Origin of the sequence: Flavobacterium sp. (assembly GCF_017744675.1) — a bacterium.
In the GTDB taxonomy this organism is placed as follows: Bacteria; Bacteroidota; Bacteroidia; order Flavobacteriales; family Flavobacteriaceae; genus Flavobacterium.
Genome location: NZ_JAGIAV010000004.1, coordinates 1225744 through 1242341, shown reverse-complemented (window position 1 = coordinate 1242341; position 16598 = coordinate 1225744). Strand labels below are relative to the sequence as shown.

The 16598-nt window shown below is 33.5% G+C and carries 16 protein-coding genes; 10 read left to right on the top strand and 6 right to left on the bottom strand.

Annotation, left to right across the window (positions count from 1 at the left end):
- Positions 1-33 precede the first annotated feature (33 nt).
- The 3 genes from yidC (at position 34) to J7574_RS15605 (ending at position 3420) form a co-directional block, all read left to right on the top strand.
- Positions 34-1950 carry a membrane protein insertase YidC gene (gene yidC / locus J7574_RS15615; RefSeq protein WP_290970392.1) on the top strand — a complete coding sequence of 639 codons (1917 nt, stop codon included), beginning with the start codon at positions 34-36 and terminating at the stop codon, positions 1948-1950.
- Positions 1951-2047: 97 nt separating this feature from the next.
- A complete protein-coding gene (locus J7574_RS15610; RefSeq protein ID WP_290970390.1) occupies positions 2048-2776 on the top strand; it encodes a hypothetical protein in 729 nt (242 codons plus the stop codon).
- A gap of 86 nt (positions 2777-2862) precedes the next feature.
- Complete coding sequence (locus J7574_RS15605; protein ID WP_290970388.1) at positions 2863-3420, top strand: DUF4956 domain-containing protein; 558 nt, start codon at positions 2863-2865, stop codon at positions 3418-3420.
- On the opposite strand, the gene J7574_RS15600 is transcribed toward J7574_RS15605, so the two are convergent.
- Positions 3417-5294: a PEP/pyruvate-binding domain-containing protein gene (locus tag J7574_RS15600; RefSeq protein WP_290970385.1), complete on the bottom strand. Its 1878-nt coding sequence runs from the start codon at positions 5292-5294 to the stop codon at positions 3417-3419. The genes J7574_RS15605 and J7574_RS15600 overlap by 4 nt on opposite strands.
- Positions 5295-5421: 127 nt before the next feature.
- Between J7574_RS15600 and mnmA the strand changes: the two genes are divergently transcribed.
- The 4 genes from mnmA to J7574_RS15580 are packed head-to-tail and all read left to right on the top strand — an operon-like array spanning position 5422 to position 9657.
- Positions 5422-6624 (top strand): tRNA 2-thiouridine(34) synthase MnmA, encoded by a 1203-nt coding sequence (mnmA, locus tag J7574_RS15595; RefSeq protein ID WP_290971158.1) that lies wholly within the window; start codon positions 5422-5424, stop codon positions 6622-6624.
- Positions 6625-6668: 44 nt separating this feature from the next.
- Positions 6669-8276, top strand: a complete 1608-nt coding sequence (locus J7574_RS15590) for a S8 family serine peptidase (protein WP_290970382.1) — start codon at positions 6669-6671, stop codon at positions 8274-8276.
- 5 nt (positions 8277-8281) lie between these two features.
- Entirely contained in the window at positions 8282-9226 is a 945-nt protein-coding gene (locus tag J7574_RS15585) for a nitronate monooxygenase (RefSeq protein ID WP_290970379.1), read from the top strand.
- A 20-nt stretch (positions 9227-9246) separates the two neighbouring features.
- Positions 9247-9657, top strand: a complete 411-nt coding sequence (locus tag J7574_RS15580) for a hypothetical protein (protein WP_290970376.1) — start codon at positions 9247-9249, stop codon at positions 9655-9657.
- A 166-nt stretch (positions 9658-9823) separates the two neighbouring features.
- On the opposite strand, the gene J7574_RS15575 is transcribed toward J7574_RS15580, so the two are convergent.
- On the bottom strand, positions 9824-10261 hold the full coding sequence (locus J7574_RS15575; protein ID WP_290970374.1) for a DUF4268 domain-containing protein: 438 nt from the start codon (positions 10259-10261) through the stop codon (positions 9824-9826).
- A 92-nt stretch (positions 10262-10353) separates the two neighbouring features.
- Here J7574_RS15575 and J7574_RS15570 point away from each other — a divergent pair, with 92 nt between their 5' ends.
- Together J7574_RS15570 and J7574_RS15565 are read left to right on the top strand one after the other, a co-directional pair.
- A complete protein-coding gene (locus J7574_RS15570) occupies positions 10354-10998 on the top strand; it encodes a CoA pyrophosphatase (RefSeq protein ID WP_290970371.1) in 645 nt (214 codons plus the stop codon).
- A gap of 133 nt (positions 10999-11131) precedes the next feature.
- Complete coding sequence (locus J7574_RS15565; RefSeq protein ID WP_111366850.1) at positions 11132-11941, top strand: 1-acyl-sn-glycerol-3-phosphate acyltransferase; 810 nt, start codon at positions 11132-11134, stop codon at positions 11939-11941.
- Between the two features lie 115 nt (positions 11942-12056).
- Here J7574_RS15565 and J7574_RS15560 read toward each other — a convergent pair whose 3' ends face one another.
- The 3 genes from J7574_RS15560 to J7574_RS15550 form a co-directional block, all read right to left on the bottom strand.
- On the bottom strand, positions 12057-12689 hold the full coding sequence (locus J7574_RS15560) for a hypothetical protein (protein WP_290970365.1): 633 nt from the start codon (positions 12687-12689) through the stop codon (positions 12057-12059).
- Between the two features lie 8 nt (positions 12690-12697).
- Positions 12698-13192, bottom strand: coding sequence for a sigma-70 family RNA polymerase sigma factor (locus J7574_RS15555; protein WP_290970362.1), 495 nt, complete (start codon positions 13190-13192; stop codon positions 12698-12700).
- A 153-nt stretch (positions 13193-13345) separates the two neighbouring features.
- Positions 13346-14407 carry a DUF3810 domain-containing protein gene (locus J7574_RS15550; protein WP_290970359.1) on the bottom strand — a complete coding sequence of 354 codons (1062 nt, stop codon included), beginning with the start codon at positions 14405-14407 and terminating at the stop codon, positions 13346-13348.
- A 237-nt stretch (positions 14408-14644) separates the two neighbouring features.
- Between J7574_RS15550 and J7574_RS15545 the strand changes: the two genes are divergently transcribed.
- Positions 14645-16105, top strand: a complete 1461-nt coding sequence (locus J7574_RS15545) for an aminoacyl-histidine dipeptidase (RefSeq protein WP_290970357.1) — start codon at positions 14645-14647, stop codon at positions 16103-16105.
- A 73-nt stretch (positions 16106-16178) separates the two neighbouring features.
- Here the strand turns inward: J7574_RS15545 and J7574_RS15540 are convergent, their stop codons facing one another.
- Complete coding sequence (locus J7574_RS15540) at positions 16179-16517, bottom strand: DHCW motif cupin fold protein (protein WP_290970354.1); 339 nt, start codon at positions 16515-16517, stop codon at positions 16179-16181.
- Between the last annotated feature and the right edge of the window lie 81 nt (positions 16518-16598).

The window sequence follows — 16598 nt, the reverse complement described above, 5'->3', positions numbered from 1 at the left end:
ATAGACTTCAATGAATAACTTTTTTAAATTATAATGGAAGAAAAAAAATTAGACCTTAATTCGATCATCGGTTTTGTATTGATATTCGGAATTTTGATTTGGATTATGTACCAAAATCAGCCTTCTGAAAAAGAAATCGCTGCTGAAAAAGCGAAGAAAGAATTAGTTGCTAAACAAGAAGCACAAGCAAAAGCAGACAAAGCTAAAACTGCGTCATTACCAGCTGCAGCTGTAACTCCTGGAGATACAGTTCAATTGGCACAATTGCAAAAAACTTTAGGAGGATTTGCTTATTCTGCAACGCTTCCTTCTGCAAAAGAAGCTTTTACTACAATCGAAAACGAAAAATTAAGATTGAAGATTGCTAATAAAGGTGGATATATTGTTGAAGCGACTTTAAAAGAATTCGAGAGATTAAAAAAAGGTTCTGGTCAATTAGTTGAGTTAATCAAAAACAACAACTCAAATTTAAATTTACAGCTACTTACTACAGACAATAGAACATTAAATTCTAAAGATTTGTATTTTGAGCCAACATTAGAAAAAATTGGTGCAGACCAAGTTTTGTCTATGCGTTTGAAAGCAGGAGCTAACGAATTTTTAGAATACAAATACATTCTTAAACCAAACGATTATTTAGTTGGTTTTGATATTCGTTCTCAAGGTTTAAGCAGAGTTTTAAATGCTGCTAAACCAGTTGATATGCAATGGGATTTAAAAACATACAGAAACGAAAAAAGCGTTGCGTATGAAAATCGTTATGCGCAAATCGATTACAAATACGAAGAATCTAAATACAATAACGTAAGCTCACACGGGCAAGGAAAAGAAGAAACGCCTACAAAATTAAGTTATGTAGCTTTCAAACAGCACTTCTTTACCACGATTTTATCTACAGATAAACCTTTTGAAACTTCAAAATTACAATCTGATGATTTAGTTAAAGACGATAAAATCGACACTGTTTTTACAAAACAGTTTAGAGCTAATTTGCCTTTAGCATTTTCAAATGGAGAGATCGATTACAAAATGAATTTGTATATGGGTCCTGCAGATTACAAAACATTAAAAGCTTACGATAAAAACTTCGAAAAGATTATCCCACTAGGATGGGGAATCTTCGGATGGATCAATAAATGGATTTTCATTCCTTTATTCGGTTTCTTGAGCTCAACAATCGGATTGTCATTAGGAATCGCGATTATTATTTTTACGATCATTATCAAATTGGCAATGTCGCCAATTACGTATAAATCATTCTTGTCTCAGGCAAAAATGAAAGTTTTAAGACCTGATATTGCAGAGTTGGGAGAAAAATTCAAAAAAGACCCAATGAAGAAACAGCAGGAAACAATGAAACTGTACAATAAAGCAGGTGTAAACCCAATGGCAGGATGTATTCCGGCATTGATTCAGTTGCCTTTTATGTATGCATCGTTCCAGTTCTTCCCTGCAGCGTTTGAACTAAGACAAAAAAGCTTCCTTTGGGCAGACGATTTATCTTCTTTTGACTCGGTAGTAAAACTGCCATTCAACATTCCAATGTACGGAGATCACATCAGTTTGTTCCCAATTTTGGCTGCAATTGCGATTTTCTTCTACATGAAAATGACTTCTGGAGATCAGCAAATGGCCGCTCCTCAGCAAGAAGGAATGCCAGATATGGCAAAAATGATGAAAATCATGATTTATGTTTCGCCATTAATGATGTTAATTTTCTTCAACAACTACGGTTCAGGATTGTCTTTATACAACTTCATTTCGAACTTAATTACGATCGGAATTATGTTTGTGATCAAGAATTATATTGTAGATAGTGATAAAATTCACGCTCAAATTCAAGAAAACAAACAAAGAGAGCCTAAAAAGCCAAGCAAGTTTCAGCAACGTCTTCAAGAAGTGATGGAACAACAAGAGGCAGCAAAAGCTCAGAACAAGAAAAAGAAATAATTCTTAATAAAAAAAATCTCGATTTAATCGGGATTTTTTTATACCATTATACTTTATAATTTAGATTTTCGTTAAGCTTATAAAAATAGAATTTACCATGATCTCAAAAAAAATCACATTTGGAGTATTATTACTAGCAACATTATTTTCGAATGCGCAAACAGATATTAATAAAACAGATGCAACAGGAAAAAAAGACGGACTTTGGAAAGGAACTTATGCCGAATCTAAACGTCCTCGCTACGAAGGAACTTTTGACCATGGAAAAGAAACGGGTGTTTTTAAATTCTTTGATGATACAAAAAAAGGAGATGTTATTGCGACAAGAGATTTTAGTGCAAATGATGGAAGTTCGTACACCATCTTTTTCGATCAAAATAAAAACAAAGTAAGTGAAGGAAAAGAAATTGGAAAAGTTCGCGAAGGAGAATGGAAATATTATCATAAAGCTTCTAAAGTTTTAATGACGGTAGAAAATTATAAAAATGGGAAATTAGAAGGTTTAAAAACGATTTATTATCCAAATGGTCAAACTGCTGAAGAAATGACTTATAAAAACGGTTTAAAAGAAGGACCGTATAAAAAAATAGGTATTGACGGAACGCTTCTAGAAGAATCTTACTTTAAAAATAACGAATACAACGGAGAAACTGTTTTTTATGATTCAGACAAATCAATTGCTTCTAAAGGAAAGTTTGTCAATGGTAAAAAAGCTGGAATGTGGCAGTTTTATCAAAAAGGGAAATTGGTGAAAGAAGTCAATATGAGTGACCCTAAAAACACGAATAAAGCTTCTGAAAAAGTAGGATCAACAAAAAAACAGTAATGTAAAAAGTTGCGAATTGATTCCTTAGAAAAATAAAAAGGTTAAGTATAAATTGTTTACATTTGATTAACCAATTATGCTAACAAATGGATTTAAATGAGCTTTTAGGACGATTTTTATTGCTGTTTTTCTCGATTTTGGTTTTGTATTTTTTCTCTAACAGAAAAGACAACGCCACCATAAATCCGTTGATGGTTATTGTTGGACTTTGTACTTTTTCTCTCTGTTATCTTTTTACGAAAATAGAAATCGGAGTTGGAATTGGTTTTGGACTTTTTGCAATTTTTTCGATACTTCGATTTAGAACGCAATCTTTTACGGTTAACGCTATAATCTTTCTCTTTGCAACGATAACCTTGTCAATTCTAGACATTATGTATCCGTTTGAAAAGATCGAATTATTGTTGTTCTTTCAAATCATAATCATCGGATTTTATATAGCAGCTTCAATTATTGTCAATAAAAAAGCTTCAAAATATCTTAATTCTGTAGATATGAAAATTCCGCTTGACGAAAACTTTTCTTTAAATTCGGAAGTAATTCGAAAGTCAATTCAAGAGAAAATTAAGATTGAAGATTTTGATTTTAGAATTGTTTTAATCAATACATCTGCCAACGAAATAGACTTATTAGTTTTCTATTAATCGTTAAACGGACGAACTTGTTTAATATATAAATCTCTTTTTTCGCCCACAATTTTAAACTCAATATCTACAGGGTGAAATTGATTTTTGCGCCAATAGCGATACATCTTGCTTTCAATTTTTTTACTGACATCATACAAATTGCTCATTTCTTTTCGGGTCAATAACGGTTCGTTATCGTTCAAATTGGAATTGGAGGTATAGTCGATATCAAAATCGGTTTCGTCTTTTCCGTCGTTAAAATGATAGGCAACAAATTGTTCGCAGATTTCTCCTTTTTCTGGTTTTACAACCGAATTTTCTCCTTTTTGAACATTGACTGTAATGCCTGGAAAATTTTCTCTAAAAAGATTTTTAGTGATAATTACGCCATTGGCCAATTCATCTGGAAAAGAACGATGCACGAGAACGCCCATTGCAATATTTTGCTGATCGATTCCAAAAAGTTCTCTTTCATTGTACGAAGCTTCGTTCCAAACGCTTGCCCAAACTTGTTTGATTGCTTTTTCGAAAGTTTTGATGCTGTCTCCCAAAATTCCAGTTTTAGAATCGTACAATCCCGCGCCATTGAAATCATCCAGATCTTCTGCATTGGTAGAAGAACGAAATCTGAAATTTTTGAATTTTGCATTTTTGAAAGCTTCGTTGAGTTTGGCGATCAAGGCTGGATCAACATTTTCTTTTTTAATAGCCTCTCTAATTTTTTTCAATTGTTTGTTAATCCAAACCGTTGAATCTTTGTGGGGATAAGCTAAAAGCTCTGCAATTAAAGGTGAAATAGAAGCTTTCTGAATGTGTTGGGTATAAAAATAAAATGGAATAGCATGCGCATCTTCTGGAGTACGAAACGGAATTTCTTTTGAAATTGCGATTAAATATGACATGTTCTGCGCTTTTGAACCAATATAATTGACTCCTTTTTTAGGTATCGAGGATAAACTTACTAATTCAGTTACCGAATTGTCAATTGTTAGTTTTTTCTTTTTAGCATCCGATTTTACTGGGATTTTCTTGGTTGTTTCTTTAATGAAAAAAGTGTCGACCTGAATTTTTAGTTCTACTTTTTTAGAAAGCAGTTTTTTGATATTGTTATCTTTTTCAATATCGGTATACGCCATAATCGGAATCTTTCTGTTTTTTCCCAAAAGAACCAAATGGCTCAATGGCGTCTGGAGTTCATTCACAATAATTCCTCGCACATTCGGAAGAATATCCGGCGTTCCATCCAAAATAATAATTTCGTCAGAATTAGGTTTTACAGTTTCTAATTCTTTGATTTTGTATTTTTTCAGAATCCCAATGTTAGTACCGCGCACAACTTCCTGATATTTTAATTCACCAAAAATATAATCAGATTTGACGCATGGAATTTTGAATTCCCTTCGCTGATACCAATTCATCATTTCTGGATTGTTGAGATAGAACTTTAGTTTTTCTCCAATAAAAGTGGATTTTTTAACCAAATTGAAGAATCGCTCAATTAATGGAAGTGGCATATGATCGGATGCCGCGAGTTCAAAAATCCATTTGTCGGTTCCTTTAATATGATTCAAATTTCCAAGAAGAAAATCTCGATTTTTTTCGGTATCGCTATAGTTTTCATTGTTGAATACTTCTAGATCTTGGCTGTAGCCTAAATAATTGACAACAAAATCGAAATGAAGCAAAATAACGCTGCTGTTGAAATAATACATTTTTTGTTTTCGGAGATCGTAAATCACTTTTACCGATTCGATATTCGAAAATTTATCAGACAAAGGTTTTCCTCTAAACTCCTTGTACGCTTCATAATTTGGCAAAGATGCAGTAAATCGCTGTGCGCTAAGAGAAGTTAGGGCAAGAAGGAAAAACAGGCTATAAACGTATTTTTTCATACTTTAATAATGGTTGATTAAAAGTACTTAAAAAAGCAATAAGTTTTATCTACTATGAGATTACTTAAAGTAATGCAAACCTTTGTAAAATTTTCTATTATTTGGTGTACCTTTGCAACCTTAAAAAATTAAACATTTCAAAATGAAACGAGTAGTTGTTGGACTTTCAGGTGGAGTAGATTCTAGTGTTGCAGCTTATTTATTGCAACAACAAGGATACGAAGTAATTGGCCTTTTTATGAAGAATTGGCACGATGATTCGGTTACTATCTCAAACGAATGTCCTTGGCTTGAAGACAGTAACGATGCTTTGCTTGTTGCTGAAAAATTGGGTATACCGTTTCAAACTGTTGATTTGAGCGAAGAATACAAAGAAAAAATTGTTGATTATATGTTCAACGAATACGAGAAAGGAAGAACTCCAAATCCTGACGTGCTTTGTAACCGCGAAATCAAATTTGATGTGTTTATGAAAATTGCCTTAAGTCTTGGTGCAGATTATGTGGCTACGGGACATTATTGCCAAAAAAGCGAAATTGAAGTTGACGGAAAGCCAGTTTATCAATTAATTGCCGGAGTTGACAATAATAAAGATCAATCGTATTTCTTATGCCAATTATCGCAAGAACAATTATCTAAAGCATTGTTTCCTATTGGTGCTTTAACCAAACCAGAAGTGCGCGAAATTGCTGCTGAAATGGAATTGGTTACAGCTGAGAAGAAAGATTCACAAGGTTTGTGTTTTATTGGAAAAGTTCGTCTTCCAGAATTTTTACAGCAAAAACTACAGCCAAAGGAAGGTAAAATTGTTCAAGTTGATAAAAACGATCCGATTTATGTTACTGAAAACACAAACGGACTTTCTTTGGAAGAGCGATTAAAACTAGAATCTCGAAAATTAGATTATATCCCAACAATGGGAAAAGTGGTTGGAAAACATCAAGGAGCCCATTATTTTACCGTTGGACAAAGAAAAGGTTTAAATGTGGGAGGAACAACAGATCCTTTATTTGTAATTGCAACTGATGTTGAAACGAATACTATTTACACAGGTTTGTCAAGCCAACACCCAGGTTTGTTTAAAAAAGCACTTTTTGTTGGAAAATCTGAAGTACACTGGATTAGAGAAGATATGACGCTGAAAGCAGGAGAAAAAATGGAAGTAATGGCAAGAATTCGTTACCGTCAGCCTTTGCAAAAAGCCATTTTGTATCAATTTGAAGACGGAATGTATGTAGAGTTTGAAGAGCCGCAGTCTGCTATTACAGAAGGACAATTTGTTGCTTGGTATTTAGAAAATGAATTAGTTGGTTCGGGAGTAATTTCTTAGCTTTATACTTTATTTGGGACTAAATCCCTTAAAGGTATAAATGGATGAGATATAACTTTACTTTTCTTTTATTACTTCTTTCGTTTACGGTATTTGCACAAGAAGATGCATGGGTTTATTTTAACGGAAAACCTAATGCGCAGGCTTTTTATGATAATCCGTTAACCGAGCTTTCGCAAAGAGCTCTGGATCGAAGAACGAACCAAAATATCGCTTTGGATATTACAGATGCCCCATTAGAAACTTCGTATGTAAATCAAATTACGACAAGTACGGGAATTACGGTAAAAGCGCAATCAAAATGGCTGAATGCACTGCATATTCAAGGAAGTCAGGCTAATATTAATGCTTTAAAGTCTTTAGCGTTCGTTCAAAAAGTAGAATTTGCAGATAGAACTTTAAACACTACAGGGAAAAAAGTTTCTGAAACTGCAATCAATCAGACAAAAAAGCAATCACAAACCGCTATTGATTATGCTTACGGTAATTCAGCCAATCAAATTCAGATGTTGAATGGGCAGGTTTTACATCAGCAGAATTATACAGGAGAAGGTAAAGTTATTGCTGTTTTAGATGCTGGATTTCCGGGAGTTAATACTGCTCAGCCGTTTGAAAATCTTCGAAATAATAATAAAATTCTGGGAGGTTACGATTACACTACTCGAAATGCTAATTTCTACGCAGGAGGCGACCACGGAACAAAAGTGCTCTCTACAATGGGCGGTTACAAAGAAAATGCTTTGATAGGAACGGCTCCAAATGCTTCATATTATCTTTTTATTACTGAAATTGATGCTCAAGAAAATCCGCTTGAAGAATCGCTTTGGGTTGAAGCAGCGGAGAAAGCTGACGCTTTGGGTGTCGATATTATCACGACTTCTCTCGGGTATTTTCTTGATCGTGATGAAGCTAGGTATAATCACACTTATAGTGATATGAATGGAGTTACTACTTTTATTTCTCGTGGCGCTGAAAATGCTTTCAGTAAAGGAATTTTGGTTTTAGCTTCAGCAGGAAATGAAGGTACACAAGTAGAAAAACATATTGGAGCTCCGGCTGATGCTGTCTCTGTTTTAGCTATTGGTTCTGTTACTGCAGCTAAAGTAAAAGCGAGCTCTAGTTCAATTGGACCAAGTTATGATGGCAGAATAAAACCAGATGTTATGGCGCAGGGAGCTGCAGCAGTAGTTTCTGATCCGAATGGAAATATTGTAACTGCAAGCGGAACTTCTTTTTCGTGTCCGATAATGGCGGGAATGGCTGCTTCTTTATGGCAGGCTTTTCCAACGAAAACAAATAAGCAAATCAGACAAATGATTTTGGCTTCTGCCGATAGATATACTAATCCAGATAATAATTACGGATATGGGATTCCGAATTTTGGTACAGCATTAAGCGTCGACAGCTTTATTGCAGAAGCTTCGTTTTCTGTATATCCAAATCCAGTTAAAAATGAGGTTTCTTTTTCTTTTTTAAATGAAAATAATACAGTATCGGTAACTATTTATTCTATTTTAGGGCAAAAATTAATCGAAGAAAAAATCAATAATTCAAATCCAGTTCTTTCCTTACAATCTCTGCAAAGCGGACTGTATATTTATAGTTTTGATGCCGATAATCTGCATAAAACAGGGAAGATCATCAAGCAATAATTTTAATGAATAAAATCACCCAGCTTTTCAATATAAAATACCCAATCATTCAAGGCGGAATGATTTGGAACAGTGGTTATAAATTGGCTTCGGCAGTAAGCAATGCCGGAGGTTTAGGACTTATCGGAGCAGGTTCTATGTATCCAGAGGTTTTAAGAGAACATATTCAGAAATGTAAAAAAGCAACCGATAAGCCTTTTGGTGTTAATATTCCGATGTTGTATCCTAACATTGAGGAAATCATGAATATTGTGGTCGATGAAGGTGTAAAAATCGTTTTTACTTCGGCTGGAAATCCGAAAACGTGGACTTCTTTTTTGAAAGAAAAAGGTATTACCGTTGTCCACGTAGTAAGCAGCAGTGTTTTTGCTCTAAAAGCGCAAGATGTTGGAGTTGATGCCGTTGTAGCGGAAGGTTTTGAAGCAGGCGGACACAACGGACGTGAAGAAACTACAACATTGACATTGATTCCGATGGTGAGGGAGAAAATACAAATTCCTTTAATCGCAGCTGGCGGAATTGCAACAGGAAGAGGAATGCTTGCAGCAATGGTCTTAGGAGCAGATGGTGTTCAGGTTGGGAGCCGTTTTGCTGCATCTGTAGAATCTTCGGCACACAATAATTTTAAGGATACGATAGTTAATACTTTAGAAGGAGGTACGCAGCTGACTTTGAAAGAATTGGCTCCTGTAAGATTGGTGAAAAACAAATTCTATCAGGATGTTCAGGATTTGTATCAAAAATGTCCATCGAAAGAAGAATTGGTTCAGCTTTTAGGAAGAGCAAGAGCCAAAAAAGGAATGTTTGAAGGAGATTTGGATGAGGGAGAATTGGAGATTGGGCAAGTCGCAGGACTGATTCATGAGATCTTACCTGTTGAAGAAATTATTCAACAAATGATAGCCGAATTTGAAGTCGCATCCAAAGAAAAGACTACATTTGAGTTTTAATTGACTGCAAGAAATAATTTATGAATTCTATACGCATATATATACTATTACTTTTTTTAGGGTTTGGATTTCAACAGGTTCAAAGTCAGTCATATCATTTTAAAACTTCAGGTTTTAGCGTTCTAGAAAAAAACGAAAGAGGGAAATGGGGCGAATGGTCCAATCTAGATTTAGTAAATCTTTCAGTTGTTTTAGATACCAATAAACATAGAATTGTAGTTTACTCTCAGGAAATCCAGCTTTATAATATTTTAAATTACATCGAAAGAGAAGAAAACGATACCGATATTGTATATTCTTTTATGTGTAAAGACAATGATGGAAAAGAATGCAAACTATCCATCATTACCCGTAAAAAACAAGACTACCGCAAACAGCTTTATATCAATTACGACGATCATATTATTGTGTATAATATTATTACGGTGTAGTTAAGATACTAAGTTTCTAAGATGCTGAGATGCTAAGTTTTTTTAGAACTTGAATTAATAAACCCGACAGGTTTTTAAAACCTGTCGGGTTTGCTATATAAACTCAAAGAGAAGAAGCTTAGGGTCTTAGGATCTCAGTACCTTAGCATCTCAGAACCTCAGAGCCTCAATTCTCCACATCCTTAATAAACTCATCATATTCTAAATAGAACATTTCTAGAGCGTGCATATTTTCGTTGAAAAAATCAAAAATAGTATCCCAAGTATTTCTATTGCTGAAACCTACACCCGATTTTTCAACCCAAATTCTACTGATGTTTTTACCACTTTCTAGCGTATAATTTTTCTCAAAAACTAAATCTTTGATAAATTCTTCTTCCAAAATATTTTTTAAAGCTTCCAATTTTTCGAAGTAAGCGTAGCGTTTCTCGTCACTTCTTTGTTCAATATCAATTAAGACCTGCGCTTTTTTATTGTCAACATAAAATTTAAAAGAAAAATCTTTAATCTTCGTATCGTAAAGCACCCATTTACGAGGATATTTTTCGGCAAATGCTACCCAAAATTCTCTTTTTATTCTTTGCGATTCTTCTCTGCTGTACATTTTTTTAGGCTTTAAGATTAGAAAACTTGCGGTACTGCGTTTTCTGAAGTATATTTATGTTTTATTTGAAAGTACAAAAATAAGCTTTGATTATGAATTTTCAAGACTTTTTGAAATATGTTCCCAATATAATTCCGATAGAATTGCCAGCAGTGACATCACACTTAAAAATGGCTCCAAAAGAGCGTGTGGAGGGATTAAAAAATCTTGATATTGATGCGCTAAACGCTAGAATGGCAGGCGTAATGATGCTGTTTTATCCAAAACAGGAAAAAACACATTTGGTTTTGATTGTTAGAAATGCTTATGATGGAGTTCATTCGGCTCAGATTGCATTTCCAGGAGGAAAGTATGAAAAGGAAGATTTAAATTTTGAAACCACAGCACTTAGAGAAACCCACGAAGAGGTAGGAATTCCAAGAGATAAGATTGATATTGTTAAACATTTCTCTCCTATGTATATTCCGCCAAGTAACTTTTTAGTGCATCCTTTTTTAGGAATTGCAACAGAAGAACTTTCTTTTTATCCTGATATCCGAGAAGTAGCCGGAATTATTGAACTGCCTTTGTCTGTTTTTTTAAATGACGATATTATTATCGAAGCCAGATTATCAACTTCTTACGGAGCAAATGTTTTAGTTCCTGCCTTTAATATTCAAAACCATGTTGTTTGGGGAGCCACAGCAATGATTTTGAGTGAATTGCGAGATGTTTTAAACACTGCTATTGCAAAATAAATTTAATAAAGTTTATTTAATGATTTGATATTCATTTGGATAACTGTTAATTCGAGAAATTGTTTTATAGTGTTGCTAAAAGAATAATTTTTGTATGTTTGCGACCTAACAAAAAAATTAAGATAGATTAGTTATGGGATTGTTTAAACGAAATCCTTTTGGGCATATATTATTCATCAAGAAATGGTTAATCCGAGTTCTAGGTGCGATGACTCATAAGCGATATAGAGGTTTTAATGAATTGCAGATTGAAGGATCTGAAATTATTAAAACACTTCCAGATACTAATGTTTTGTTTATTTCCAATCACCAGACTTATTTTGCAGACGTTGTAGCGATGTTTCATGTCTTTAATGCCAGTTTATCAGGACGTCAGGACACAATTAAGAATATTGGTTATTTGTGGCAGCCAAAGATGAATATCTATTATGTTGCTGCTAAAGAGACGATGCAAGCGGGTTTATTGCCAAGAATTTTAGCTTATGTAGGTGCAATTACCGTCGAAAGAACTTGGCGTGCGAAAGGTGTTGATGTAACAGAAAAACGAGAAGTAAACCCTAACGATACCGAAAACATCAGAATAGCACTTGAAGACGGTTGGGTTATTACTTTTCCGCAAGGAACTACAAAATCGTTTAAACCAGTTCGTAAAGGAACTGCACATATTATCAAGCAGCACAAACCAATCGTTATTCCTATTGTAATTGATGGTTTCAGAAGATCATTCGATAAAAAAGGTCTTCGAATGAAGAAAAAAGGAATCCTGCAATCTTTCATCATCAAAGAACCGCTCGATATTGATTATGAAAACGACACAATCGAACAAATCGTTGAAAAAGTAGAATACGCAATAGAACAGCACCCTTCATTTTTAAAAGTTATTCCAGCCGAAGAAATCAAAGCACAAGAAGAACTTAATAAAATGAGACAATGGGATTACTAATTTAGTTTTTTCTTGTTTCAAGTTTCAGGTTTAAAGTTAGAGAAACTCTGTTACTCTGTTATTTTGTAACTTAAAAAAAAACTTAGAACCTTAGAATCTCAGAATCTTAGCATCTTTAGAAATCTATCTTCTTCAGCTCTTTATAATTCGCATACAATCTGCGTAAAAGCGTTCCATAGATAATTCTGTAGAAACACCAGAACAATCCGAAGAAACCTAAAATTACTAGGAATAATATGCCGATTGTTACGAACATTGCTTTTCCGTTCATGGCCAATTTTTCTCTAAGGAATTCCATATCCGGATTATAGACAAAAGCAATAAAGAAACTCAAGATAGCGGTAATCACAATCATTCCTAAATTGTACCAAACATAGTATTGAACTGTTTTACGAGTCTTTAAAATAGCGCTCATCAAAGATTTTGTGGCTACTATAGTCGAAATGGTTTTATAGTTTTTGTAGAAAATGTAAACAAAAATAAGTACTACAACATAATTGAAGTAGGTAAGAAATTCTAAAGCAGTAACAATCTCAGGATGATTAATTTTATGCAATACATCATCTGTATTGATAAATAAGTTTGAAAACGTCCAGAAAGAAATTTCCAAAATGCTGATAATCAAAATCCATTTTACAATAGATGATGATTTTTTGTGAATCATCTTATAGATTTCAGTTTCAGAAATTTGTTGAAAAGAATCAGAGTTCTTTTGCCAGTCTTTTTTTAGTAAATCCAGTTCTTTCATAATAATTTTTAAGGATTTAGTATTTTTTTAAGTTTCCCCTTAATTCTGTTCATTTTCACGCGCGCATTCACTTCACTGATTCCTAAGGTTTCAGCTATTTCTTGATAATCTTTGTCTTCTAAATACATAAAAACTAATGCCTTTTCGATGTCATTCAATTGATAAACTGCTTTATACATCAGTTTAATCTGTTCTTCTTCTTCATAATTGTAGTCAACATCTTTTACAAAATGCTGATGGTTTTCATAATCTACGGTAGATATAGTTCTTTTGGTTTTTCGGTATAAGGTAATTGCTGTGTTTAAGGCAACACGATACGTCCAGGTCGAAAATTTACTGTCGCCTCTAAATTTTGGATAAGCTTTCCAGAGCTGAATAGTGATTTCTTGAAACAGATCTTTGTGTGCGTCTTCACCATCAGTATATAATCTACAAATCTTGTGGATTATATTCTGATTTGCCTGCAGCTGCGCAACAAATGATTGTTCTAGATTTCCGCTCATATTTATATTAGTACTTATGAAATCATTTTTGTTACAGTTGGTGTTCTATTTTTTTTTTGCCATTGATTAAAAAGATTTAAATGATTTTTATTTTTTGAGAATAATAAGGGAAAGACTTTATTATCCTTTTAATCATTTAAATCTGTGGCCAACTTATAATTTTCTCGTTTTATAATAATTAATCATCAAATCGATAAACTTGCTGTAACTGTCCATTCCGTCTTTCTGATTGTTAGATTTCAAGAAATTGTCATATAAAAATTTGAAAAAAGGTTCTGCGGGACTTTTGTATTTTTTACTGAAATCATAATCTTCCTGATAATTTTTTAAAATACCTGGATTAACGGATTTTATTAATTGTTTGTAAACCTGCTCATTTTTTTGATGCCAAATGCCTAAACAATAGCTAAGAGTCAAAGTATAACCAGAATATTTAAAGTAAGGATTGTCATTTCGTGTAGTTGCCAAGACCCCAATAAAGTTGCATTCACTTTCGCTTGCAAAGCCAATTTGATGCGCCATTTCATGACAAGTCGTTTGTGGAAAATTGTACATTGGTAATAAATGGTTCACCTGAGCTTCATTTGTAAATGGATTTAAATAACCTCCAAAACCCATATAACTCAATGGTAGGCTAAATAATGATTTTTTTACGCTTAAAGTTTGATACTCAAAGTAGGGATAATCTTTGGATAAATTTTTATATCCATTTATATTCATCAGAAAAGCTTCTTGTTGAGAATAAGGAAAAACGATCTTTGAATTATTATTTTTTGTAATTTGAAATTGAATTTCATTCGTTTTTGCAATCAATCTTTTTGTAAAAGCTAATAAATCAGCGTCTGTATATTCTCGTCTTATTTCCATTTTTTGAAAAAGAGGTTCTCGATAATAATTGAAAGCCCAAAGCAAATGAAAGAAAAAGTAATAAACAGAGATTTTGCCTAATATTTTTAAAAGATGATCTTTCCAATCTGTACTCCATGTTTTTCTAATTCTCCAAAACCAGCTAATAATGGAGATCATCAAAACCGCGTAAAAAATATCTCCAACAGAAAATGGAATTTTACCTAAAACTGTTCTCGAAAAATGAGAAATCCTAACGAATAAATTCTTGCTGTAAAAGCCTTCTACAAAATCAGGAAAGTACGGAAGGATTCTATAAAAAATAATCTGAACAAGAAGGAATAAAGGTAAAACGTATTTTGATTTCACAGTACAATTTTTAGATAAGTAAATATAGATACAAATATTAACCGATAAAAAAGTTTAGTAGAAATTCTACTAATTTCCGTTATTTAATAGTTTTCTAATAAATGTAACAAAAAAGTATTTGTGGAATTGTATTTTTATTTCAATAGGATTAGTGCTAATTCGTGGAATTCGTGGCGAAAAGACTTTGAAACTTTGTAACTTTGAGACTTATAATTGTTAAACATCAAACAAAATATAATGAGTCAAGAAATAAGAAATCTGGAACCAAAAGCACTTTGGAACAAATTCGCAGATCTAAATGCCGTTCCGCGTCCATCAAAAAAAGAAGAGCGTGTAATTGAGTTCATGAAGAACTTTGGAAACAGTTTAGGTTTAGAAACTTTCGAAGATGAAATCAGAAATGTAATAATCAGAAAACCAGCTACTCCAGGAATGGAAAATCGCAAGCCAATTGTTATGCAGGGGCATTTAGATATGGTGCATCAAAAAAATGCAGATACTGTTTTCGATTTTGATACGCAAGGAATCGATATGTATGTGGATGGTGACTGGGTTCGTGCACGTGGCACTACACTTGGGGCTGATAATGGGCTAGGAGTAGCAACGATTATGGCTATTCTGGAAAGTAAAGATATTCCGCATCCTGCAATCGAAGCTTTGTTTACTGTTGATGAGGAGACAGGAATGACAGGTGCTTTAAACCTGAAAGGCGGTATTTTGCAAGGTCAGATTTTATTGAATTTAGATACAGAAGAAGACGATGAAATTGATATCGGATGTGCTGGAGGAATTGATGTAACAGCAACTAGAACATATCATGAAGAAGAAGTTCCAGAAGGTTCTGTAGGTTATACCATTACGGTAAAGGGTCTAAACGGAGGACATTCGGGAATGGATATTCATAAAGGTTTAGGAAACGCAAACAAAATAATGAATCGTTTGTTGTTTGATGCATTTGAAAACTTTGGTTTGCAGATTGTAGAAATTAACGGAGGAAGTCTTAGAAATGCAATTCCGAGAGAAAGTGTTGCTAAAGTAATTATTTCTCAAATGTTTGATGAGGCTTACGTATACGATATACAAGAAATTATTTCTGATATCAAAGCAGAATACAAAACAACGGAACCGAATCTAACTATTGAAATCGTAAAAGGTGATTTGCCTGAAAAGGTAATGGACTTAGGAGTTCAAGAAGGAATTATTAGAGCGATTTATGCGGCTCAAAATGGAGTTTATAAAATGAGTGCTGATATGGCTGACTTAGTTGAAACTTCAAATAATATTGCTCGTGTAGTGATTAAAGATGGAGAAATCTTAGTAGGATGTTTGACGCGTTCTTCTGTTGAATCTTCAAAATTTGATTTGGCTAATTCGTTGCGCTCTGCTTTCGAATTGGTTGGATGTGAAGTAGAACTTTCAGGTTCTTATCCAGGATGGACGCCAAACGTAAACTCTGAGATTTTAGAAGTTTTAAAAGAAATTTACGAAAAACAAAATGGCGAACAGCCTAAAGTTGTAGCTTGTCATGCTGGCTTAGAATGTGGAATTTTAGGAACGAATTACCCAGATATGGATATGATTTCTTTTGGGTCAACAATTCACGGAGCACACTCACCGGACGAAAGAGCAAGTATTTCATCTGCACAGAAATATTGGAAATTTGTATTAGAAATTCTTTCTAATATTCCAGTTAAATAATAAGATTTCAGTCGCAGTCTCAGTGTTCAGTTTGTATAAAACTGCAACTGAGACTGTAAACTGAGACTTAGTTTTAAATTAAAAAATCCCCATCTATTATAAGCAGTTCGACTCCTTTTGCTGTAATAGAACGATGAGAACTCATGTCATCAGAAACGATATAAGTCATTCCTTTGGTGAATGTTATTTTTTCGCCGTTTCCTAGTTCGCTTATAAAAGCTCCTTCTAAGCAATGTACAATGTGTCCTTTTTGACACCAATGATCAGCAAGATAATTTTTACTGTAAACCACTTTTCGAACACGCAAACTGCCTAATTGTATGGTTTGCCAGTAAGCAGTTCCAGTTTCTCCAGTGTGTTCTGTTTTTTCGATTTGACTCCAATCAATCGTCTGAAATGGTATTGTAGACATTTTTTTGTGGTTTTGGTTGGTGAGTAGTTACATTTAAAACAAAAAAAATCCTCAATTTTAAAATGAGGATTGATTTTTTAT